The 21,303-nt window shown below is 65.0% G+C and carries 21 protein-coding genes; 14 read left to right on the top strand and 7 right to left on the bottom strand.

The window, feature by feature from the left end; translation table 11 throughout:
* Nucleotides 1-23 precede the first annotated feature (23 nt).
* The 3 genes from ASF30_RS12210 to ASF30_RS12200 all read right to left on the bottom strand — a co-directional run bounded on the left by ASF30_RS12210 (nucleotide 24) and on the right by ASF30_RS12200 (nucleotide 4,263).
* Nucleotides 24-2,819, bottom strand: a complete 2,796-nt coding sequence (locus tag ASF30_RS12210) for a CRISPR-associated helicase/endonuclease Cas3 (protein ID WP_055906798.1) — start codon at nucleotides 2,817-2,819, stop codon at nucleotides 24-26.
* A 44-nt stretch (nucleotides 2,820-2,863) separates the two neighbouring features.
* Nucleotides 2,864-3,226: a DUF4190 domain-containing protein gene (locus ASF30_RS22755; RefSeq protein ID WP_157497323.1), complete on the bottom strand. Its 363-nt coding sequence runs from the start codon at nucleotides 3,224-3,226 to the stop codon at nucleotides 2,864-2,866.
* Nucleotides 3,227-3,525: 299 nt separating this feature from the next.
* Nucleotides 3,526-4,263 carry an EcoRI family type II restriction endonuclease gene (locus ASF30_RS12200; RefSeq protein WP_055906793.1) on the bottom strand — a complete coding sequence of 246 codons (738 nt, stop codon included), beginning with the start codon at nucleotides 4,261-4,263 and terminating at the stop codon, nucleotides 3,526-3,528.
* 52 nt (nucleotides 4,264-4,315) lie between these two features.
* Between ASF30_RS12200 and ASF30_RS12195 the strand changes: the two genes are divergently transcribed.
* Entirely contained in the window at nucleotides 4,316-6,628 is a 2,313-nt protein-coding gene (locus ASF30_RS12195) for an ATP-dependent DNA helicase (RefSeq protein ID WP_055906790.1), read from the top strand.
* Complete coding sequence (locus ASF30_RS12190) at nucleotides 6,625-7,083, top strand: hypothetical protein (RefSeq protein ID WP_157497317.1); 459 nt, start codon at nucleotides 6,625-6,627, stop codon at nucleotides 7,081-7,083. Before ASF30_RS12195 ends, ASF30_RS12190 begins: the two co-directional genes overlap by 4 nt.
* 17 nt (nucleotides 7,084-7,100) lie before the next feature.
* Here the strand turns inward: ASF30_RS12190 and ASF30_RS12185 are convergent, their stop codons facing one another.
* The 4 genes from ASF30_RS12185 to ASF30_RS12170 form a co-directional block, all read right to left on the bottom strand.
* Nucleotides 7,101-7,568, bottom strand: coding sequence for a hypothetical protein (locus tag ASF30_RS12185; protein ID WP_055906783.1), 468 nt, complete (start codon nucleotides 7,566-7,568; stop codon nucleotides 7,101-7,103).
* Between the two features lie 74 nt (nucleotides 7,569-7,642).
* Complete coding sequence (locus ASF30_RS12180; RefSeq protein ID WP_055906780.1) at nucleotides 7,643-7,855, bottom strand: hypothetical protein; 213 nt, start codon at nucleotides 7,853-7,855, stop codon at nucleotides 7,643-7,645.
* 28 nt (nucleotides 7,856-7,883) lie between these two features.
* A complete protein-coding gene (locus tag ASF30_RS12175) occupies nucleotides 7,884-8,393 on the bottom strand; it encodes a hypothetical protein (RefSeq protein WP_055906776.1) in 510 nt (169 codons plus the stop codon).
* Complete coding sequence (locus tag ASF30_RS12170; protein WP_055906774.1) at nucleotides 8,390-8,659, bottom strand: hypothetical protein; 270 nt, start codon at nucleotides 8,657-8,659, stop codon at nucleotides 8,390-8,392. The genes ASF30_RS12175 and ASF30_RS12170 overlap by 4 nt, the downstream gene beginning before the upstream one ends.
* Nucleotides 8,660-9,433: 774 nt before the next feature.
* Between ASF30_RS12170 and ASF30_RS12165 the strand changes: the two genes are divergently transcribed.
* The 12 genes from ASF30_RS12165 (at nucleotide 9,434) to ASF30_RS12110 (ending at nucleotide 21,102) form a co-directional block, all read left to right on the top strand.
* Nucleotides 9,434-10,189 carry a hypothetical protein gene (locus ASF30_RS12165; RefSeq protein ID WP_055906771.1) on the top strand — a complete coding sequence of 252 codons (756 nt, stop codon included), beginning with the start codon at nucleotides 9,434-9,436 and terminating at the stop codon, nucleotides 10,187-10,189.
* A gap of 20 nt (nucleotides 10,190-10,209) precedes the next feature.
* On the top strand, nucleotides 10,210-11,598 hold the full coding sequence (locus ASF30_RS12160; protein ID WP_055906768.1) for a hypothetical protein: 1,389 nt from the start codon (nucleotides 10,210-10,212) through the stop codon (nucleotides 11,596-11,598).
* Between the two features lie 221 nt (nucleotides 11,599-11,819).
* Nucleotides 11,820-12,374, top strand: a complete 555-nt coding sequence (locus tag ASF30_RS12155; protein ID WP_055906766.1) for a hypothetical protein — start codon at nucleotides 11,820-11,822, stop codon at nucleotides 12,372-12,374.
* Between the two features lie 51 nt (nucleotides 12,375-12,425).
* Nucleotides 12,426-13,229: a metal-dependent hydrolase gene (locus ASF30_RS12150; RefSeq protein ID WP_055906763.1), complete on the top strand. Its 804-nt coding sequence runs from the start codon at nucleotides 12,426-12,428 to the stop codon at nucleotides 13,227-13,229.
* Between the two features lie 70 nt (nucleotides 13,230-13,299).
* Nucleotides 13,300-14,019, top strand: a complete 720-nt coding sequence (locus tag ASF30_RS12145; RefSeq protein ID WP_055906760.1) for a hypothetical protein — start codon at nucleotides 13,300-13,302, stop codon at nucleotides 14,017-14,019.
* On the top strand, nucleotides 14,019-14,357 hold the full coding sequence (locus ASF30_RS12140) for a hypothetical protein (RefSeq protein WP_157497315.1): 339 nt from the start codon (nucleotides 14,019-14,021) through the stop codon (nucleotides 14,355-14,357). Before ASF30_RS12145 ends, ASF30_RS12140 begins: the two co-directional genes overlap by 1 nt.
* 11 nt (nucleotides 14,358-14,368) lie before the next feature.
* On the top strand, nucleotides 14,369-15,406 hold the full coding sequence (locus ASF30_RS12135; protein WP_055906754.1) for a hypothetical protein: 1,038 nt from the start codon (nucleotides 14,369-14,371) through the stop codon (nucleotides 15,404-15,406).
* 2 nt (nucleotides 15,407-15,408) lie between these two features.
* Entirely contained in the window at nucleotides 15,409-17,898 is a 2,490-nt protein-coding gene (locus tag ASF30_RS12130) for a hypothetical protein (RefSeq protein ID WP_055906751.1), read from the top strand.
* Between the two features lie 271 nt (nucleotides 17,899-18,169).
* The gene (locus ASF30_RS12125) at nucleotides 18,170-19,354 is read left to right on the top strand and encodes a hypothetical protein (RefSeq protein WP_055906748.1); all 1,185 of its coding nucleotides are present in this window, start codon (nucleotides 18,170-18,172) and stop codon (nucleotides 19,352-19,354) included.
* A gap of 162 nt (nucleotides 19,355-19,516) precedes the next feature.
* Entirely contained in the window at nucleotides 19,517-20,044 is a 528-nt protein-coding gene (locus tag ASF30_RS12120) for a hypothetical protein (RefSeq protein ID WP_055906745.1), read from the top strand.
* A gap of 61 nt (nucleotides 20,045-20,105) precedes the next feature.
* Nucleotides 20,106-20,591, top strand: coding sequence for a hypothetical protein (locus ASF30_RS12115; protein WP_055906742.1), 486 nt, complete (start codon nucleotides 20,106-20,108; stop codon nucleotides 20,589-20,591).
* A 172-nt stretch (nucleotides 20,592-20,763) separates the two neighbouring features.
* A complete protein-coding gene (locus ASF30_RS12110; RefSeq protein WP_157497313.1) occupies nucleotides 20,764-21,102 on the top strand; it encodes a hypothetical protein in 339 nt (112 codons plus the stop codon).
* Nucleotides 21,103-21,303: the final 201 nt, after the last annotated feature.

The following is a 21,303-nucleotide window of genomic DNA, read 5'->3' as shown; positions in this document are numbered from 1 at the left end:
ATGCGGCAAAAGCGTTGGAATGCTCAGTCGGAGAACACCGGACGGGACCTCAGCAGCCCCAGCAGAGGTGAGTAGAGCTCCGGGTTTGTGAGCGTGACCACCCGCACGCCACGGAACGCAGCCGAAGCCGGAACCCAGTCGTCCGGTTCGATCAGCTCCACCAGCTCCGGCAGGTGATTCCAGCGCTTCCGGGTCATCGTGAACGTCGACTTCAGCAGCTCACGGGCGTTCTCGCCCGTCGCCTCCATCGCCTCCTCAGCGGTTCCCACCCACGCAAACGGGATGACGCCGTTCGGGTCGACCATCACAAACGTCTCCTGGTCCTGGTCGATGAACCGGGTCGCAGCCTCATCGAGGTCATGCTTCGTGGTGGTCTTCGACAGCGTCAGGTAGTCGAGCTCGTCAGAGAGGACAGGACGGTTGTGGCCTTGGCCGCGGAACGGGATGACGACGTTGCCGGCCTTCCGGTTCCGGCGGAGCTCCTCGTAGTACTCGTCGTTCTCGTCCTCCGCGGACACATGGGTTTCGTACTCCGCTTCCTCGGCGGTGATCGCGGACTCATCCACCAGCGCCTGCACATCCTCGGGGATGGCGACGATACCGTCGCGAGCTTCCAGCGACGCTTTCGTGCGCTTCAGCTCAGCCATCAGGTACGGGTACCGGGCGACCGGGGACAGTGTGTCCCGGTGAGCGTCATCCAACGGGCAGAGGATGTCCAGCACCGGGTTGTCACCGCGGCGAGGTCGGACATGGTCCCACACACCGTCAGTCGGTTCGGAATGGCGCCACATGCGGCCGGCACGCTGGATCAGCGACGGAGCGGGAGCCAGGTCCGAGATCATGCAGTCGAAGTCGATGTCCAAGGACGCTTCGATCACCTGGGTTCCGATGACGATCAGTCCGCCCTCCGTCGAATCCGGTCCGAGGCGGAGCTCCAGCTCGTCGCTGATCAGCTTTCGGTGGCCGGCGCCCATCAACGAATGCATGACGATGACACGCTGCCCGTGCTGCACGGCGAGGATCTCACCGATCTCCTGGGCGCGGTCGATCTGGTTCACGACGATGCCGATGCGGGCGTTGGCGGACTCCCGCCGGTAGTGCAGGGCCAGCTGGACGTGCTTGCTCACCAGACCCTTCGCGGGGATGTTGTGGATTCGGTACTGCAGGTCGAACGAACGGCGGGACTTCACCTCCGACTGTGTCGTCAGCTCCGACGTCACCAACGTGGTGCCGGGGTAGATGGCTTGCTCCGGGGCGGTGCCGCCGTACGCGTCCGAGTACCGTTGCAGACGGAACTCCGGAAGCGAAGCGCTGAGGATCGTCACCCGGGTGTCGGTCTTCCCGCACCAGGCCAACAGCTGCTCCAGCAGGGACGCCTGGAAGGTGTCATAGGTGTGGACTTCGTCGAGGACGACGTGACGGTTCGCGATCGCCGTCAACCGCATGTACGAACGCCGCTGCGCCAACGAACCGAGCAGCACCTGGTCGCAGGTGGACACGCTCAACGGCGCCAGCAGCGCAGTCGCGGAACCGGTCAGCCAGTCGTTCGGGGTAAGGCCGTGATCGCCGGAGCAGCCGTCATCGACGACGTGCACGCGCTGGTCAGCGCGGCGGGCGTAGAACGAGTTCAGCTGGGCGTGGCCGTGCAGGATGGCGGCGTAGTTCGGGGTGCGCATGTACGTCCTCCGCACACGGACCCACATCGCATCCGTGGTCGCACGAGTCGGCAACGCGAACAGCAGACCCTCACCGGGGCAGTTCGAATGGCGGAGCAGAGCCGCCTCCGTCTTCCCGTCACCGGCAGGGACAGTCACCACCCACAACCCACGCCCGACCGTCAACGACTGCTTCTGCAGCGGGCTGAGGTTGTCCTTGTGCTTACGCATCACATCCGCGACCGGGTCCTTGATGTCCTGGTACACGCCGAGAGTGGCGGTGAGGATGGCGGGGAGGTCACCGGTGCGTTCCTGCAGATACCCGGAAGGGTCAACGACCGGGTCGGCGGCGGCGTTACGGCCACCACTGATGGTGCGGCCGGTGGATGCGACCCAGTCGGCGAGGGACACCAGCCCGGACAGGAGGATGACAGCGGTGGACCCGTGGGCGTGCAGTGGCGTGCGGAGGTCCGCCGGGGCGACGCCGGCAGCGTCGCAGACGGCGTGGATGTGGGCTTGCTGCTGCTCGCCCCAGCGACCGGCGGTGAACTGGGCGAGCTTCTTGTCGATGCCGAACCCGGCACGAGAGTGCTCCTGATCGAAGGACGCGTCGTTCGGGTGGTACCGGCCATGGTGCGCCCCGAGGACTGCAGCAGCCCAGCTGTCCGCGACCTTGTCGAACTTCCCCGGCCAGGCGCCGGCGACGACCAGCAGTGTGAGGGCTTCGTGGCGGCGGGCGGCTCGGCCGGCCGGGCCGTCCAGGTCCAGGTCTCCGCCGATGCGTCCGTTCTTCGGAGCGGCGGTGTCGTACCCTGCTGCAGCCAGGGCTGCAAGGTGGTCGGCGATGAAGTCACCGCGGTAGTAGTCGGACCCTTCAGCGCCGAGCTGTCCTTGGAAGACGACGTTGATCTTGCCGATGTCGTGGACGCCGGCGAGAGCAGCGAACATCGACCGTGCCTTGCCGGGCTGCCCGGGGGCGAGCGCTTCGGTGAGGAGCGCACGGAGGCCAGAGCGGAGCCACAGATCCCAGACGGCGAAAGCAGCCGCGGACGTGTCCAGCGAATGCTTGATCAGAGGGTATGGGGCGTGCGGGGCTTTGCCGAGCTTGCCCCAGAGGGCAGGGTCGACGGCATGCTGGCGCGCGGCGCGGGGTTTTGAGGCCATGGGGTCTCTATGCGCGAGACCGCCCGGCGGCTGTTAGATCGGGTTCAGCCGATGATGATTTTGCCGCCGGCGCCGACGACGAGGATGCCGGCGGCGAACGTGATCGCCAACGCCGTCACCCAGACGATCCCGAAGTAGCCAAGGATCAACGAGGCGACCGCCATGCGGCGACCCTCACCTTTCCCGCCGTTGATGTCTCGCAACGCCAGATGGCCGAAGATGACCGCGATGATCGGGACGAAGAACGCTGAGATGAGCGCTGCGATCGCGAACTTGTTGATCGGTGCGACCGTCGGCTCCTCGTAACGGACTGCAGCTGTGGCTCGGACGTCATCGAGGTAGGCAACCGTGCGGGGCTGCTCCTGCTGAGGATGGTGGACAGGAGCCTGCGGCTGCTGCTGACGCACCGGTGCCTGAGGCTGCTGCTGCCGGACCGGGGACGGGCCGGGTGAGTACGCAGGAAGCTGCGCCGGCGCCGACGTTGTGAACGGGTTCGCGACCTGCTGCAACGGCTCCGGAGCCAGACGGATCGTCTGCGGTTCAGCCTGCGGCTGGTACTGCGAAGGAGTGGCGGGTGCAGGTGCGGACTGGATCGACGCAACCTGGTTCCCAGGGTTCGCGTTAGGGCGGCCCGGAATGTACGGAGTGTCCCAAGGACTGCCCATCGTTCACCTCCACACAGTGTGAGCGGGCGGGTCGGGGCCGCTCAGAAAATAGGTATGTGGCGAAGGGCTGTGTCGTCGATCATGAGGAACGACTCGGCCCCGTGCTTATCGAGGTAGTACTGCGTGGCCGTTGAAGCGACCTGCGTCATCGCCTGGATCATCTCGTCCTTGCTCCACGGCTGCTCCCGGAAGAAGAAGCTCCCTCGAGCCAGCCGGTTCTTACCCTCCTTATGGACGTTCACCGTGTTCAGCTCTGCATGCTGGGCGATCGTCCGGACGCGATCCAAGATCGAGCTTCCTTCGTGGAAGTCGTACCCGTATCCGAAGCAGATGAACGGGAAGATCTCTTCCTCCAAGAACAGGTCCCGGTAGCCGATGACGCTCTTGCCGAGCCGTTCTATCGCGTTGCCCATGGATTGCTTCTTCAGGCCCTCGGTGGCTCGGAGGTCGTTCGTCCCTTGCCTCTTCACCTCAGAGATGAGGATCGGGTGTAGTGATCCATCGATCGACCGGATGGCCGAGAGGATTCCCCCGTCTGGACTCATGAACGATGTGGGGAGCGGATCCGAGAAATGCACATCCGGTTCCGCTGTGCGGAGTTTGAGAACCAGGTCGGTGAGGGTGGTGCGTTTCCGGTGGTCGAGCTGCAGGCCGAACTCCGCGATCACAGCTTCCGACGCGGCCGTCACCGCCTCCGCGAGCTTCAGCTCCTGCCTTGAAGACGCGACGTTGATGACGGTTCCGTACCGGTTCAGACGAAGTTGATCTCTCTGTGCCACAACAGGTGGGCATGTGGCGGCAGAACCTTTCCCATCCGCACATGAGAGCTTCGTGACTAATGCCCCATCGAACCAAGAGCTTGTAGAAGACGTCCTCGCTGAGGCCGTCGCCATCGGCGTCGGCAGCGTCGACGCGCGCCCCCGAGAAGGGCAGCTGGCTCTCGCCCGTGACATCGCCACCGTCATGTCCCCGGTCGGCAACGACGACGCAGCCGGGTCCGGCAAAGGACACCTCGCCGGGCTCGCCGGGGTCGGCATCGGCAAGTCGTTCGCGGCCCTGTCGAACGCCGGCATGAGAAGCGCGAAGTACGGCGAACGGACCCTCTACTCCACGAAGTCACTCTCCCTGCAGGCGCAGATCGTCGACAAAGACGCACCTGTCGTGTCGAAAGCTGCAGAGAAGGTGCTCGGAAAGCCGTTCACCACCGCGGTCCTCAAAGGCTGGGCGAACTACGCCTGCATGAACAAGGCCTACGACACCGGCATGGCACTCATCGGTGAGGTCCCCTCCTCGTTCCCCGGCAAGGGCTCGATCGCCCCGCTGATCGCGAAACTGAAGCGACTCCCCGACATCGGGAAGAAGCAGATGGACGGGTTCGAGTTCGACCTGGCCACCATGAAGCCGCTGGTGCTGTGGGCTCTGAACCAGGGGCTCCGTGACGAGACGTCCGGCGACAAGGACACGTACGACGGCGCCGTCACCGAGGTCAACTGGGCTGGCGTGTCTGTGTCCACCGACGAATGTGTCGGGGTCTCCGTCTGCCCGTTCGCGGAGATGTGCAAGTCTGACCGTGCCCGTAACCGGGCCGCTGAGGCTGACGTCGTCGTCACCAACCACTCTCTCCTCGCCGTGCAGGCGGCTATCGGTGTACCTGTCGTCCTCGGGAACTCCACCCTCGGTGTGTTCGACCACATCATCGTCGACGAAGCCCATGAGCTCCCGAAGGTGGTCCGCTCGCAGGGGGAGGCTGGCGTGTCCGGCCGCCGCATGACCCAGCTGGTCCGTCTCGTGAAGTCGATCGCAGATGAGCGTGAGCAGCCTGTCGCCCAATGGGTTGAGGACGGCTACCACGTCGGCGAGCTCGTCCAGCAGGAGCTGCACCGCATGTTCCGCGACACCTCCACGGGTGACATTGGACGCCTCACCGAGAAGGACGACCCGCTGGAGAACACCGGCGATGCGATCGTCGCCTGGGCTCGGATCGCTTCCCGTCTGATCAAGAAGCCGATCGGCCAGGCGACCGTCGCCGGGAACATGAAGCAGATCATCGCTGGGAAGCGAGCGCAGGCTGGTATCGACTCGTTGATCGCCGACGTCAACACCGTCCGCACGGAGAAGAAGGGTGTCGCTCGTTGGCTTCAGGCTCCGCCGCTGGCAGCTCCCGGGCAGCAGCGGAAGAAGTCGCAGTCGTGGTACATCGCCCAGTCCGCCCAGGTGGAGGTCGGCGGTGCGCTCCGGAGCAACCTGTGGACCCAGACCATCGAGGACCCGGAGACCCACGAAGAGGTTGACGTTTCCCCGAGCGTGTCCTGCATCTCCGGCACGCTGCCGAAGAACTTCGTGTCCGAGGCGGGCCTGACATCAAAGCAGGTGATCGCGTACAAGCTGCCGTTCGCGGAAGCGTATGACGAGTCGATGCTGTTCATCCCGTCCGCGAAGAACCCGGATGCTGTCGCTGCGCTCACCGACCCGAACCCGTACGGCGGGAAGCGGAAGTTCAACGTCGCAAAGCACCACGAATGGGCGCTTGACGTCATGAAGGAGCTGATCGACGCGAACCGCGGTCACGCGCTCGTGCTGTCTGCCACCTCCGGCGGTGCGAAGAAGTACGCCGCTGCGCTGGAAGCCCACGCCGGCGGCCGGTTCCGCGTCTACACGCAGTGGGATGCGTCATCGCCCCGCATCACGATCGCCCGCTGGAAGGAAGACCCCACCGGTGTGCTCGTCGGCACCCAGGGCCTGATGACCGGAGTGGACGCACCGGGGGAGACGAACTCCCTCGTCATCCTCGATCGTGTCCCTCGCGCCGCCGGGAACCCTGTCGACGACGCACGCGCGGCACTGATTGCCGACCGCATGGGCGGCGACAAGGCAGCCGAATGGACAGCTCGACGTCTCGTGTACGTGTCCGACGCCTGCGAACTGCTCGGCCAGTCACGCGGCCGTCTGGTCCGAGGTCAGAACGACCGAGGCATGTTCGCCATGCTCGACCCGCGCCTCCTGAAGAACCACCCGTTCTCCTACGAGGAATCCAGCCGGAACGACATGATGGACGCCATCAATGCGTTCGGTCAGAAGACCACCGACCTGAGCAAAGCGGTCGAGTTCCTCGCCGGCCGGCAGGACATGCGAGACGCGGCATGAATACCGTCCCGTTGCCGATCTTCGGCGAGAAGCTCCTCGGGGACATGGACGCGATCAGGGAAGCGAAAGCCGGCCTCGACCTGCCGTACATGGTGAGGCCGATGGATGCGGCTGCGACCCCGAAGAACCTTCGGGTGCTGGCGCTCCGGGCCAGGCCCACACATCTGTGTGCCAACGTGCTCGTCACCGACCCGGCCGACGTCGACCAGGTGATGGCTGCCCTGGAATGGGTGCTCGGCCGTACCAACCACCACCCGGAAGCCCTGACTGCCGACGAGATGGTGCTGCCGATGCTCCGCAACGTGTTCGGAGACCAGGTGAACGAGATCACCGAGCTACCGCCGAAACCTGTCAAGGTGAAACCGCAGCCGGCCGCTCCGCCGAAGCCGGAGGACGAGCTCTGGTACGACCCGACGAAGTGGATGACCGGGGCGGACTTCTTCTCGAACGCCTGACAGACCGCGAAGACGGGTCAGTCCATCTTGTAGCCGATGTCGACACAACTTGTCGTGAGCGGCAGCACCGCATCCTTGTACGGCTGGTTGTTCAGGGATAGGGCCCCGCCACCGGCTTTGTACACGGCATCGATCTGGTCGTACGGCGCCGTGTACCCGGCAACGTCGGGTGCCTGCTCCGCCGTGGCATACTTCCGCATGTTGGTGACATACGTCGTCTGGGTGCGGTGGTGGGAGACGACGAAGTCGCCGTTGCCGGTCTCAAGGATGTAGTCGGCGTACGCCGCCATCCCGGGGACGAACACGTCACAGAACTCCCACCCTTCCGGGTGGTCGACTTCAGCCTCGGCGGTTGGCTCCGGCGTCTTCGTTGGAGCTGCGGCCGTCGTCTTCGTTGGCTCAGCGGCACCCTCCGCGCTGGCGGCGCACCCAGAGAGCAGGAAGGCGATCGCGGCCGCCCCGGCGAAAGATGCTGTGAGCTTCATACGCGGCAGCGTACCGCTCGCTGGCGTCGGTGACCATGCCCCGATCCAGGTGGCGGTGGGGCTAGCGGACGGGTTCAGCTGAGGCTGCCTCTCGCTCGCCTCACCAGCGCATCGAACGACGCAGCCCGTGGGCAGTTGAACGTGGTGACGGTCGTGCCGTGGTCCGAACCGATGTCCTCGGCTGATTGGGCGACGACGTCGAACCGGTCGTTGCCGGCTTCGAAGATGACGTGGTGGGTGCCGTGATGCTCGAACTCGGCAACCGCGAGGATGGTGAGCGTTGTCATGGGCAGATCATGCGCCTGCCCACCGACATCAGTCCGGCATAGGCAGTTCGTCGAACCCGGCAGCGGCGAGGGCGGTGTTCAGGGCGGACCACTTGTGCAGCTTCCCGGCGTCCTTCGCGTCAGCGCGGCCGCCGTTGTAGCGAGCGTCCAACCCGCAGGAGCATGTGACCCGGCAACCTCGGGACGTCGCGCCCCAGCCCCTGATCGGGCTGCTCCCGCGCGAGTAGGTGGTGTAGTCGAGCCAGTGCGCAGCAGAGACCTCCGCGACGATCTGTTCACGGCGACGGACATCAGCGGCGTACTTCTCGATGAGATCCATGCCGGCGTCCGTCACGGCGTAGTTGAGGTACTTGTTGGCGATGGTCAGCCAACCAGCGTCGATGAGTCGCTTCGTGGCGACAGCGGGCCAACGGCGTCCTTCGCCGGAAGGCCAGAAAACTTCACCGGCGTATTGGACGCCGTGGACGGACATCCTGGCGAGGAGGTTGATGTCGACCAGCTGCCGTTTCGTCAGCTCCTTCGTCTCGCCGGCGGTCACTTGGCGGCCTCCCGACTGGCGATACCGGCACGGACCTTCTTGCCGAACAGTCCGCCGAGGCGGTCGAAAGCTACATGGGAGCCGTCAGTGGTTGCAGCCTCGACAGCCATCTCCACTGCCTGAGCGATGGGGATCAGCTTGCGGGTGCCGTCCGAGTTCTCCGCGTACCACTTGCTGGCACGGTCGTAACGGACAACCTCGACACCGTTCAAGACGGCGTAGACGGTGCGGTCCCACTGCTGGGCGAGCGACGCATTCTTCTTCATGACACCTACATGCGCGGACGGAGTTCAATCTGGGGCCCACAACAAAGCCAACCATGCTGGATTCGGACAGCCGGCTCCAGGCGACTCTCGCATCAAAAATGGATTGTGACTGAGCCAGCCGCTAGCCCCAGTGATATTTGCCGTGCTTGTCAGCGCCATTTGCTCCACACACGAAAGGTACTCCGGCGTCGTTGAGTCCAGGTGCCCCCGCGGGCGAGCAGTACCGCCCCTTCTGGATGCCTTGCTGGGGTTCTGACGGCGACTCTTCTGTAGGCGCCTGCTGCTGAGTGCCGGTGTTGTCCGGCTGCTCGGTCACGACTGGAGCCGACGGTGTAGGAGTGGGTGCTGGAGCCTCGACGAGCCCTGGGGCGGTGGGATCTGGCGTTCCCGACGGCGACGAAGAACTAATCGCGGAGCAGACTGCCACGACGACGATGATCATGAGGGCCAGCATGACGATGGCGATAGCCGCGCACCCCAGCTTCTGCATGCCCGATCGGACTGCGGCTTTCGCGCGTGAAGGCCGTGGAGGCTGCCCTGGCCTCAGTGCCAGCGTCTTGGGCGCCGCGTGCTCCCGCTGCGGGACGGGCAGCGGGCTCGAGGTCGGAACGAAGTTCCATACGGGTGGCATCTCGGTGGACGGCTGCGTCTGTGCATCCGTCGAATCGCGGGGATCGGACATGCCGGTAAGCCATGTGGCGCGCCCCGCACACCTATGCCCCCATGGGTTGGGGAGATCAGCGCCGGGAAGGCCACGGGCAGTGGGGGAGCACCATGCTGTCCTCATCGGATGCCGCCCTCAGTTTCGACTCCGACACCGCCCCTCTCTTTGACGTCGCTCGCCTCACCCCGAAGGAGCGAACGCTTCTCGAAGCCCACCTTCAGGAGTCCGTTCCGGGTACCGGGGCGTCGTACGAGTCGCTGTACCGGGAGTTCGCCGCCGAGTCGAAGTCGCAGGACCTGGTGTGGGTGCGCCGCGGCGCCCAGCGCGAGCTCGTCTGGCGGCTGCATCGCACCAACCAGGAACCAGTCCGCATCCCACCGGTGGTTGCGAAAGCAATCACCGCAGAGGACACCACCGACCCGCTCGCCATGTCGGAACACCGACGCGACAGCGCTCACCGCTCCTGGCAGAAGCTGGTCGAAGCGAGAACCACACGCCGGAAACGGATCACCGAGCCCGAGCGCCGTACGGCAGTGGAGAAGGAGAACACCGCCTACGGGAAGTGGCTGACCGCGGAAGCGGACCACCTGACGAAGAAGGCGGAGCTCGCCCTCGCCGAGTACCGGGACCTGCTGCTCGCCGACGCCGACCGTGAATCCGACGCGTTCGTCCGGGAGATGGACCGAATGTTCGACGCCGAACGCGCCTACATGGAACTGCCTCCACTGGCGGAACGGATCGAGACAGCGAAGCAGGCCGCAGCCCGCATGCACCGTGAAGCCGCCGACACCCGCGGGAAAGTGCGTGCGTGGAACAGCCCCGGAACTCAAACCCGACTCCGAAACGGCGCCGTCGTCCAACTCTGAGGCCACACACCTAAGCCGTCATGAATCAGACGACAACGAAGGAATGGGACCCCGAGGAGCACCTCCGCCACCCGTTCTCCGGTGAGTTCATCACGATGAACCGCCGATCCGACCAAGGCGACCTCGGGGGAGTGGTCCTGGCCGCCGAACCGTTGTACGTGTACGACGAGGCCGACGAAACCGGCGACCCCGCCCTCTCCCGTGTCGAGGACGCACCCGAACGGTACGAACCGAAGTACAGGTTCCTCGCCGAACGGCTCGAGATCGCCGAGCAGAAGATCGCACGCGCCAACAACCGGCTCGCGAAGCTCGGCATCGAGGAACGGTTCGAGTTCGAGATCGAATCCTCCTTCGAGCAGCTCAAAGGCGACACCGTCGAATACGTGACGCTGACACTGAACCGGCCCTCCATCAGCTACGACGGCTGGTCGTTCGCCGGCGCCCACCACGTCGCCGCGAACGGCAACTGGGTGAACCACTTCACCGGCGACCACCTCGCGAACATCGTCCCGAACGGCACCGCCTGCGACCACTGCGGCCAGACCCGCCACCGCACCAAGCTGTACACAGTCCGCCACCCGGAGCTCGGCTTCAAGCAGATCGGCGCATCCTGCCTCAGCGCATTCCTCGGCGTGCGGCCCCAGGGACTCTGGGCTCTGGAGTCCGACCTCGAACTCGACGTCATCGAGGCCAACGACCGCGAACGCAGCAACGCCGGCGCCTCACGAGTGTTCGACCAGAACGACCTCGTCGTCGCCGCGCTCGTCGCATCCGAAAACGGTGAGAAGTTCGTCTCCGGGAAGAACGGGACCTTCAACAACCCACCCACCGCATCCGTCGTCAGCAAGACGTTCGCATCGCTGCTCGCGAAGGCCACCGACGAGCAGCGCCAGAAGGCGGCAGAGATCGTCGCCTGGGCCCGCACCCGCGAGGACGCACCCGGTAGCTACCTCGGCAACCTCGCCGCCATCTTCGGTGCGGATCCGGGCCAAGAGTTCGTTCGCGCGAAGCATCTCGGCTATGCAGTCTCTGCCGTAGGGGCGTTCCAGAACGACGGGAAGAAGAAGGTCGCCCGGAAGGCGGCCGAGGATCTGCGCGCCAACGAGAAGAAGGAATGGTTGGCCGCCCCGAAAGAGAAGCTCCGAGAGCTGAAAGTCACCGTCGACCGGGTCAAGCACGACACCTTCGAAGTGAACGGGCACACGCGGGACTCCACCTGGTTGGTGATGCACACCGACGAGGGTCACGTCCTCACCTGGAGCGCATCCAAGGACATCGACGTGGAAGTGGGCGGGACCATGACCATCGGGTCGGCGTCCGTGAAGGACAACACCATGTACGGAGACACGTTCCAGACCGCTCTGACGAACGCCCGGAACGTGACCGTGGGGGAGGGTCTTCCCGCCTGATCGGGGGCCATTTTCTTGCGACACGCGCACCTCTAATTGTTCGCCACACACATACGGGCGCAGCGAGACGAAGACGCCTCGTATCCACTGGCACGAATCGGAGAGCAGCACCGATGGCACCACCCGAATACTCACCTCCTACCGCGAATGTGAGACGGATTCGCCCCGTCGTCCCCTTCAACCCTGACTTCGAAATCGAGCACCCCCGAGGCTTCGGGGGCATGTTCGTGCAGAAGCTGCTGGCTGAAGCTGACACCTCAATCCTCACCGGCGCTGGCACCACCCTGTCCCTGCGCGACTTCGCCGAAGGCGCTCCAGTGTCGACGCTCATCCCTCTGGATGTGTTCGATCTGCAGAATGCACTTGACTCACGGCTGTCACCGCCGGAGAGCGGAGGTGTCCGGCTTGTCCGGGTTCAGAATCCGATGGCGACACTCGACGAATACGAGATTCACGCCCCCACGGACGGCCGCCCCATGCTCGTCGACATCAGCCACGGGGCCGGGCAACTGCATGTCGCGTCCGGCTACGCGGTAGTGCTCATCCGTTCCGGCCAGCCGGTCGACGTTGTGGCGTTGGACGGGACTGACGTCACCGTCGTGGTCGGACGCGGGAACGCCAGCCGGGTGTCCGCAGCAGGCCACTGCTCCGTGACGGTGTTCGCCGAACCCGGGTCCCGCGGCATCCTCGACGTCCGCGACCGCGACGCTTCCGTCGAGCTCCACGGAGACACCAGCCGCTTCAGGATCGCCAACAGCTTCGACTGGGACTTCTAGCCATCGCCACATGCCTTTCCGCCGACCCCAGCGTGAAAGGAAGACCCGCCGATGATGGGAGGACACCACGCAGCCACAGGCGCAGCAGCGTGGATCGCAGTGACCGCAACCGGCCACGGCCTCGGCCTCTACCCGGTAGACCCTGTCGGCACTCTCGCCGGAGCGATGCTCTGCGCCGGCGCCGCGCTTCTAGCCGACGCTGACCACTCATCGGCAACGATCGCCCACTCCGTCCCCGTCGTCGGGAAAGCCGTCACCAGCGCCATCTCCCATGCATCAGGCGGACACCGCCACGGGCTCCACTGCCTCCTCGCAGTCCTATGCGCGTGGATACTCGCCGTCGGGCTCGGCTTCATCACCTGGCAGCCGGAATGGTGGAACCAACCCGTCGCCTTCGGGCCGGCAGTGATGTCGATGGCTGCGATCGCGTTCGCCGCCAAAGCGCTGAAGCTTTCCCGCGGCTCGTGGTTCCTGGCGTGGCTGATCGGTTTCGTGATCGCCGCTTTCATCGCCCTGTTCGCACCAGAAGGACAGTCCTGGTTCGTTGTGTGCTTCACCCTCGGGTACGGAGTCCACCTGATGGGGGACTTCTTGACCACCGGAGGCCTGCCTCTGCTGTGGCCGTGGATACCGAAACCACCGAAGTCGTGGAAAGGCAAACCGATCCTCGACCGGATCTGGGCACAGAACGGGTACATGGCTCTTCCGATCCTCGGCAACGCCGGCTCCTATCGGGAGTGGCTGCTTCTCATCCCGATCTCCTTGTACGCGATCTACGGCGTCATTTTTGCTGTCATCGCGATGTTCGGCCTGAACCTCACCGAGGTCATCGCCACCGTCTGGGCTCCTCGATAACGGATCGCCCCATGATCCGACTGGATTCGCCACATGTCTTGTTGCTGACCCCAACCTCTAGGACGACATCGTGAGCGACACCGCAACCCCGGTATTCGGACGGCACACCGCCGGCCCGGCCGACGACATCGATCTCTTCGCGACCCCCGCTGAGCCTGCTCCTGTGTCTCCGCAGCCGGAGCCTGCGCCCGCAGTAGCTCAACCTGTCCCGGTGTTCGGCGCACCCATCGTGACCACACCGACGTGGGAGACGCCTGCCGCACCCGCTCCTGAACCCGTTGCTGACGAGGCCCCGAACGACTCCGACGACTACCAGAACGACGAGTCCGGTGACTACGAAGACGACGACACCGCTGAAGCTGGTGGGCCGAGGAAGCGGAACCGCGACCACGCTGCGATCCGCCGCGCCATCGTCAAGTACGACCAGCTGCTGAACGCCCGCCCCGAACACCTGGAACTCCTCGCCGTCGCCCTCGGCGTGAAGAAGAACCCCGTCGACATCACCTTCACCATCATGACCGGCGGCCGCAACGCAGCCCGACCGCTGGTGGACGCCATCTCCCTGACCGGGACCGACAACCCGTACGACCGGCTGATCCTCGCCATGACCCTCGGCCGCGCCCGGCTTCGCGGCGTCTGGGCTGTCCTCACCGAACTCGCCGCCGTCACCGGCCAGCTGCCGACATCCGACGTCAAGGCCGGGGGAGAGGTGGCGAAAGCCATCGACGAGCTCGACGAGGCGGCGGTCGCTGAACTGAACGCCGTGCTTCAGATGGCGAGGAAGCACTGATGCCGACCTGTAAGTCGTGGAAACCGAAGACGCACCCGAAGCATGAAACCCCTGAGCTCCCGGGTAGCTGCAACGGGTGCTGGGCTGTGTGCCGCAACAAGGTGCCCGCCGGCAGCAACCGGTGCGACGAATGCACCGCTCTGATCCTCAACCACCCCGACTCCCGCGTCCGCCGCGCCCTCATCCGTGAGGACGGCATCGACGAGACCGTCCTCATCCAGCTGTCCGGCGACCCTGACTTCTCTGTCGCCTTGGCGGCTGAGACCCGGCTCGAGCAGCTCGACGAAGACTCCCAGAACACAACCCACACCGGGGCTGACCCCTGGGCGAACCTCTAAGGAAGCAGAACATGGCAAAGAACAAGAAGGTCGACATCTGGGCGGAGGACAACCTCGCTGAGAAGCCGAACCGCGCCTCCAAGCCGGTCGAGCTCAGCGAACGTTGGCAGCGAGTCGCCCGCACGTACATCAAGGTGGCCGCTTGGTCGTTCCCGATCTTCCTCGTCCTGATCTTCGCCGTCTACGGCTCCATGAACGAGACCGTCGCCCCGGTGCAGGCGAAGACAGTGAACCAGGTCGACTCAGCTGGCAAGGCCACCGCCATCCAGACCGTCAACACGTGGATGGACGCCAAGCCGTCACCTGTCGACGGCGGCAAGATCCTCTCCTGGGACGGATTCGACGTGCAGCCGAAGCCGAAGCTGACGGAAGACGAGGCGAAGGCCATTCCTCAGCCCGACTACGACGTCGAGATCCACCACTTCACTGTCGTCGACCGCCGCGGGATCCAGTACCTCAGCGACGTCGCCGTCGCCGTGTCCGAAGCCAACGGATCCTCTGCGCTCGGAACCCCCTCCCTCAACCCGGTCGCCACCAGCGCCACCGGATGGTCCGGCTCCGGCACCTGGTACGGGCTCGCGCCGATCAGCGCCCCCGAGTCGATCCGCCCTGCGGTGAAGGCGTGGGCGAAAGCCTTCACCTCCGGTGACCCTGACCAGCTGCGCCTCATCGTCAGCGACCCGGACGGTGACCGCTCCTACATGCCGCTCTCCGGCGTCAAGGCCGTCACCGTGGAGCTCGGCGACAACGCCGGCTACGTGCCCGAGTTCATCGACGGCCGGCTCTCTGAAGCCACCCCCAAGTCCGTCGTCGTTCAGGTCAAGTTGAAGATCACGTGGGAGCCGGAATCCGGTGCTGAGGAGCCCCAGTACGTCGGCCAGTCGGGCGATGCGTCCATCACCTATGACCTGCTCATCAACAAGGCTGACACGGCCGCCCCGGTCGTCGTCGCATGGGGAGGGCCCGGCTCAGGACAGCACCTGAAGACGTTCGGCAACGCCATCCTCGACCGCGAACTCGTGGCCGCATCCGACAAAGAGGAGAAGTAGACATGGCCAAGACCCCCAAGGTCGGCGACACCAACGCCAGCGACCAGCCGGACTTCCCCACCATGGTGAAGAAGCGGTACCGCGACGGCCGCGTCGTCGGCATCGACAACTCCGTCTGGCTGTACAAGTCCGTCCCGATGAGCCCGGTGTCTGAAGCCCGCACCTCAGGTGACGCCGTCGCCGCCGGCAACAGCATCGCCCAGGTCATCGACGAGCTCGGCGGCCTGGTCCGCGTCCGCGGCAAGCAGCGCTCGATGAACCAGAAGCAGTACCGACAGATCCACCTGTCGCTCTCGAACGTCCCCGCCTACTTCGAACCGCCCGCAGATCACCCCATCCGCGACTACCTCGACGCAGCGTACGACGACCTCGTCACCACCAACCGCACCCTGCTGTTCGGCGTCCGCCTCGTGCCGACGCTCGGCAACGGCTCTCTCCGGTCGGCGTTCGACTCCGCCATCGAGTCGCTCACCTCCGGCGGCACCCCCATGTCGGACTACGACTCCGACTTCGAGCTCATCAACGGCATCATGACCCGAGCCGGTTTCGACGACCCGAAGCCCAACACATGGAAGTACATCAACGGCTGGTGGAACTACGGCGAGAACGCCGACGTCCCTGTCGTCCACCACGACAACCACATCCACTTCTTCCGGAACGGCGCCATCGCCCGCGTCGCCGAGTCTCACGGCTTGGACGACTGCGACGTGTGGCGTGAGATGGACGGCGTCCGTGCGCTGTCGTTCGCTGCCGTCGAGAGCTTCGACCTGCCTTACGTGCCGATCACCGACGACCGTGGCCGGTGGGCTTCCCGCCTGATCGAATCACAGGCGATCGCAGTGTCCATCCGCGCCAACGTGGAACCCCCTGTCGTGACCCGCGAGGTGATGCGCAAGCAGATCCTCAACTACAAGGCCGAGCTCGAGGAGCGCAAAGAGCAGAACAAGATGGACCGGGCGGAGCTGGACGAGAAGTTCCAGGAGCTGCACGACGTCGAACGTTCCTACAGCCAGAACGGCGCAGCGGGAGCCACCCTCGTCGACACCTCTGTCGTCGTGGCGCTCCGCGGAATCGTGGACGACCTGCGGGCGGAGACCACCGCCTACCAGCTGGAGCTCAGCGCGATGCACAACCGTCAGGCCGGCGCCTGGGCGGAGATGATGATCGCGTCCGCGATCCGAGCCAACCCATACCTCGAAGACCTGCCGGCCACCACAGTCGCCTACTCAGGGCTTCCCGCCCTCTCCAACGTCGGCGACAAGGCCGGCGCGCTGTTCGGAGTGACCGAACGTGACCGTCAGCCGGTGTGGCTGTCCAACGTGGCAGTCTCCGACGAGGACGTTCCACCTATCTTCCTTGTTGCTGCGGGTTCCGGTTCGGGAAAGACCATGGCCATGCTGAACCTCGCGGATCAGCAGGCCCGGATGGGCATCCCGAACGTCATCATCGACCCGAAGACCGGCTCTGACCTCAGCGCCTCGGTCTTGGCGTCTGGTGGCCAGGTCATCTCTCTCGACAACCTGGTCTCCTCAGACGGCGCGCTCGACGCTCTGCGCTTCGCTGCCAGCCCCGAGGTGGGTGTCGACGCGGCGGCCTCGGCGATCCTCACGGTGAACCCGTGGGGTCCGAGGATCCACGAGGTCGAAGTGCCGCTGTACACAGCTCTCGGCCGAGGCGTTGAGCTCGGCGCAACCTGCACCGGGCAGGCGCTGCAGCTCGCCTACCAGGCGGAGACGGACCCGAAGTACAAGGCGATGCTGGAAGAGATCATCTCCCCGCTGTTCCGCATCGCCCAGACCAGCCCACTGTTCCGTGCGTTCTTCGGTGTGAACCCGCAGTCCAACGGTCTGCGTGTCGCGAACGGCACCACCCTGATCCGTGTCGGTGACTACCGTCTGGAGCTGCCGACCCCCGGCACTCCGCGCGACATGATGACGTTCCCGCAGCGGCTGGCTATCGCCACGGTGAAGACAATGTTCACCGGAGCCGGCATGGCCCTCACCGGCCGTGACGGCGTCATCCACCAGGACGAGGCTTGGATCGTCACAGGCTCGACACCGGAGGAGGCGGAGCGCGCGGGTCGTCTGGGCCGTTCTCAGCGGTTCCTTCCGATCCTGTACTCGCAGGACATGCTCGGCGCCGTCGAGGCGAAGCTGATGAACCACGTGTCTCGTGTGGCGATCGGCCCGCTGGATGACGAGAGCCAGGCACTGGCTGCCCTGCAGGTCGCGAAGCTGGAACCGACCCCCGAGCGGATGCGGCGCATCACGGCGAAGAAGTCGATCGGCACATCGGGTGATGAGACGGCTCCGAACTGGGACTCGCTTCGCCCTCTGTACAAGCCTGGAACCCGTCAGAACCTCCGGGGAACGGTCTTCATCACGAGTGACCTCGCGGGTCGTGCCATCCCTGTGGAAGTGAGGCTCTCCAAGGAGTTCCTTGATCGTGCTTCTACAAACAGGCAGGATCAGGTGGCTCGGGAGGCTGTGTAGGCCTTCCACACGAAGATTCGTGCTTTGTGACAAGAGCTACGAAAACGGCGTCCCTCGGCTGGGGGACGTCGTTTTCGTGGTTTAGCGGTAAACCATCACGCTCCGGACCATCTGAGGGTCGATTTTGTGTGTTCTGCAACAAACACCCTGTGAATAACCCGGATCGGTGTAATGGCGACCTTGTGGAACCCCGTCAATAGCTGAGGTTTCCTCCCGGGCTGCGCCTGTGTAGAACGTCAGATTTCTGTAGACAGCCGCACATGTCTGCGGGGTGACCGATACAAACACCTACACCCCGTCCGAAGTCCGCACACGCCAGATCGCCCAGGAGGCGATCGACGGCCAGATCAACGAAGCCGACGCCCGACGCCAGATCGCATGGCTCATCGTCCGCGACACCAACGTCGTCACCGACGTCGCCCACCGCAGCACCCGAGACGAGCGCCACCGCTACCTCGAGAAGGACCTGCAGGCCGAGCTGTTCGACCTGCTCCTGAAGAAGGTCGACGGCGACGACACCCCCTCCAGCCTCAACCTCCAGCGCATCGCAGACGGCGCCAGCGCCGTCGGCTGGGCACGACAGCTGCTGACCACAGCCGCCAAGTCCGAGATCCGCAACCTCGCCAAGCGCGACAGCTTCGCCCTGCTGACCGACCCCACCGCCCCCAACAGCGAAGACTCCATGTCCAACCTGGAGTTCGCGTACCACATGACCAACTCCACCTCCGACGCCGACGCCGTCGACGAGGAGTACTTCGAGACCTACGACCAGCACCTCGACGCCAACGAGACCGAAGGCTTCCGCGAGACCCGCAAGCTCAACTGGGACGCCAAGCACCTCCGCGCCGTCTACCGCATCGACGCACCCATCGTCGTCCCCGAGGACTCCTTCGACCGCGCCTGGGTCCTCGACCAGCTGAAGGCCACCCCGATGCTCGCGTTCCGCAGCCTCCACCAGTGGCTCGCCATCGTCTCCGGCTCCTGGAAGGTCACCGACCAGCTCGACGACCGCCTCCTCGGGCTGTGGGACGACTTCACCATCGACCAGGCGGACGACCTCGCCGGACTCGACGCAGTCGTCGCACACACCATCGCCACCGCAGCCATCACCGGCCTGCCCAAGCCCAGCCGCCCCAACGTCCAGGCAGCCGTCCGCATCGTCGCAGCAGCCGTCCCGGGATCCGCATGGCGCCGCAACGCCAAGGACCTCGTCAACGCATGGATCGCTAAGGAGTGCGCCTTCGAGTCCGACTTCAACACGAAGTCCGCAGCCGTCTCCAGCGACGCCCAGGAAGCCCTCATCGCCGCCCACGAGATCATCGCCAGCACCTGGGCCCCGGTCGCCAAGGCCACCACCGAGTGGGCCAACCAGCCACTCGGCCGCACCGAGGACGACGTTCGCAAGTTCGTCCTCAGCGTCTTCCAGACCGTCGACCCGGCCAACTTCCCCGCCTGAGCCACCCCGGAGCGGCCCCAGCCCGGTGGCCGCTCCGGACCCCATTACACCGACTCAGCATCTGCCCAGCAACTGAGCAGAACTTGCCCAGAACAACGTGGTTTCATAGGACCAATGCCCCGGTGCACCCGCCGGGGCTTTCGACTGTCTGGAGAAGTTCTGATGTGGTTCACGTCACGCGGCCGCGCGAAAGGCAAAGTGGCCGACGTCGCTGCCGCCCTCACGGCCCTCGACGCCACCATCGACGCCCAGGTCATCGTCGGCGGCGGACACCTGCAGCCTGGAGTTGACGGCATCCGCCTCTACCACCACGCGTACGCCATCGACCTGTTCTACATCAGCCAGGGGGAGTGGGTCGTCATGAACTCCGCCCGCCACACCCTCACCCCGGCCGCAATGGGCCTCCGAGCGAACGCCCCAGCCATCGACATCGCACTGTCCATCCTCAGCGGCAGCATCATCCACGGCATGGACGGGTCCGCACTCTCCGGCGCCATCGAGAAGGAATCTGCACCAGATCCGGCAGTCGTCAACACGATGCGCGCTCGACTGGAGACTCTCTCCTACTACGCAGCCGGATTCGAAGCCGACCGCGGGACCACAGCTCACGCCCAGCAGGCATACGACTCCGCGAAGCGCTACTTCAACTCCTTCGACCTCGCACCGAAGCGTTTCGCTTTCGCTGTCTGAGCCTGACCCAGCCCACAGCAGCCACACCAGCCGCGCCCCTACACGCACGCCCAGAGGACAGATGAAGAGGAACACCCGGAGGCTGATCGCGGTTCGCGACGAGCTCATCCGCGTCGACCCCAGCCTCGAACTCGACCTCCTCGACAGCTGCGGAGACCCGAACACACCCTGCCTGCACCTGGTGTTCGACCGCGGCACCGAATGCTTCTTCATCTGGGGCAGCGACTGGCTCGTCAAAGACCTGTCCATGCCCAACGGAACAGCCGCCCACATCGGCGTCCGCGCCGGAGCGAAACCGAGCATCGTCGCGCTGTCGATCCTGTCAGCGACCCTGGTCAACGAGCTCAACACATCAATGTGGAACCCCAACGCAGACCGGAACGGCGAGCCCGACCCTGACGTCATCCGCCTCGCCGTCGCACGCGTCAACATCATGACCTCCATCGCTGACGGGTCGGCCAGAACCGACACAGCCACCGCCAAGCACGCCCGCCTCCTCGTCAGCGACGTCTCCGACTTCGTGAACACCCTCGCGTTGGCCGGCTGACATGCCCAGCCGGAACCAGAAACGGCTGGAAGCCGTCGCCGCGAAACTCCAGCAGGTAGACCCGACACTGGTGTTCGTCACCGAGCCACCGACCAGTCGCGGACGTTCAGGATCGATCCACACCATCTACACCCACATGTCGGAACGATTCTTCATCCACTGCAGACGGTGGATGGTCGCCGGTGACCACAACGTCTCAGTCGCAGCAGCCGACCTCCGGATCTCCAGCAAGGTGCCCGCCATCATGCCGGTTCTGTCGATCATCGCCGCATCGATCGTCTACGAGATCGACGGATCGCTACGGGACCCGGACGGCGAGTTCGCCGCCTCACCAGAGCAAACCGGTTTGGACCTTGCCGAAGAACGGCTCCGGATCCTGAAGGCCTACGCCGACGGACACTTCACCGATGACCCCAAAGTGATCGCCCACGCGACGAGAATCCACTCCCGTGCGGAACCTCGCGTATATGAAGGTCGAGAGGCCTCAAAGTCTGCCGCTCGGGCATCCTGAGATCAGTTCTCCCCCGGGATCGGAATGACCGATATGCGTGATTATGTCAAGAGTTGGTATTTCTGATCTCTGATCAGGGCTTATCTACGTTTGACGACGAATGTCAGCGATGCCGCGCATGATAGTGGCGAGTACCCGGTTGTCCGAGCTCCGCGCAGTTGCGCGACCTTCCGTTAGTCGACCCGCGCGTGTGCGGATCGG

It is taken from the genome of Leifsonia sp. Leaf264 (assembly GCF_001422325.1).
In the GTDB taxonomy this organism is placed as follows: Bacteria; Actinomycetota; Actinomycetes; order Actinomycetales; family Microbacteriaceae; genus Orlajensenia.
Note: the sequence above shows the minus strand (reverse complement) of the source record. Positions and strands in the feature narration are given on the sequence as shown.

Excerpts from the sequence above, each read along its gene's own strand:
- ASF30_RS12155 (WP_055906766.1), top strand. The coding sequence starts at position 11,820 with ATGTTCGTGCAGAAGCTGCTGGCTGAAGCTGACACCTCAATCCTCACC.
- ASF30_RS12150 (WP_055906763.1), top strand. The coding sequence starts at position 12,426 with ATGATGGGAGGACACCACGCAGCCACAGGCGCAGCAGCGTGGATCGCA.
- ASF30_RS12120 (WP_055906745.1), top strand. The coding sequence starts at position 19,517 with ATGTGGTTCACGTCACGCGGCCGCGCGAAAGGCAAAGTGGCCGACGTC.
- ASF30_RS12130 (WP_055906751.1), top strand. The coding sequence starts at position 15,409 with ATGGCCAAGACCCCCAAGGTCGGCGACACCAACGCCAGCGACCAGCCG.
- ASF30_RS12160 (WP_055906768.1), top strand. The coding sequence starts at position 10,210 with ATGAATCAGACGACAACGAAGGAATGGGACCCCGAGGAGCACCTCCGC.
- ASF30_RS12210 (WP_055906798.1), bottom strand. The coding sequence starts at position 2,819 with ATGGCCTCAAAACCCCGCGCCGCGCGCCAGCATGCCGTCGACCCTGCC.
- ASF30_RS12170 (WP_055906774.1), bottom strand. The coding sequence starts at position 8,659 with ATGAAGAAGAATGCGTCGCTCGCCCAGCAGTGGGACCGCACCGTCTAC.
- ASF30_RS12190 (WP_157497317.1), top strand. The coding sequence starts at position 6,625 with ATGAATACCGTCCCGTTGCCGATCTTCGGCGAGAAGCTCCTCGGGGAC.
- ASF30_RS12115 (WP_055906742.1), top strand. The coding sequence starts at position 20,106 with ATGAAGAGGAACACCCGGAGGCTGATCGCGGTTCGCGACGAGCTCATC.
- ASF30_RS12135 (WP_055906754.1), top strand. The coding sequence starts at position 14,369 with ATGGCAAAGAACAAGAAGGTCGACATCTGGGCGGAGGACAACCTCGCT.
- ASF30_RS12140 (WP_157497315.1), top strand. The coding sequence starts at position 14,019 with ATGCCGACCTGTAAGTCGTGGAAACCGAAGACGCACCCGAAGCATGAA.
- ASF30_RS12185 (WP_055906783.1), bottom strand. The coding sequence starts at position 7,568 with ATGAAGCTCACAGCATCTTTCGCCGGGGCGGCCGCGATCGCCTTCCTG.
- ASF30_RS12165 (WP_055906771.1), top strand. The coding sequence starts at position 9,434 with ATGCTGTCCTCATCGGATGCCGCCCTCAGTTTCGACTCCGACACCGCC.
- ASF30_RS12110 (WP_157497313.1), top strand. The coding sequence starts at position 20,764 with ATGGTCGCCGGTGACCACAACGTCTCAGTCGCAGCAGCCGACCTCCGG.
- ASF30_RS12180 (WP_055906780.1), bottom strand. The coding sequence starts at position 7,855 with ATGACAACGCTCACCATCCTCGCGGTTGCCGAGTTCGAGCATCACGGC.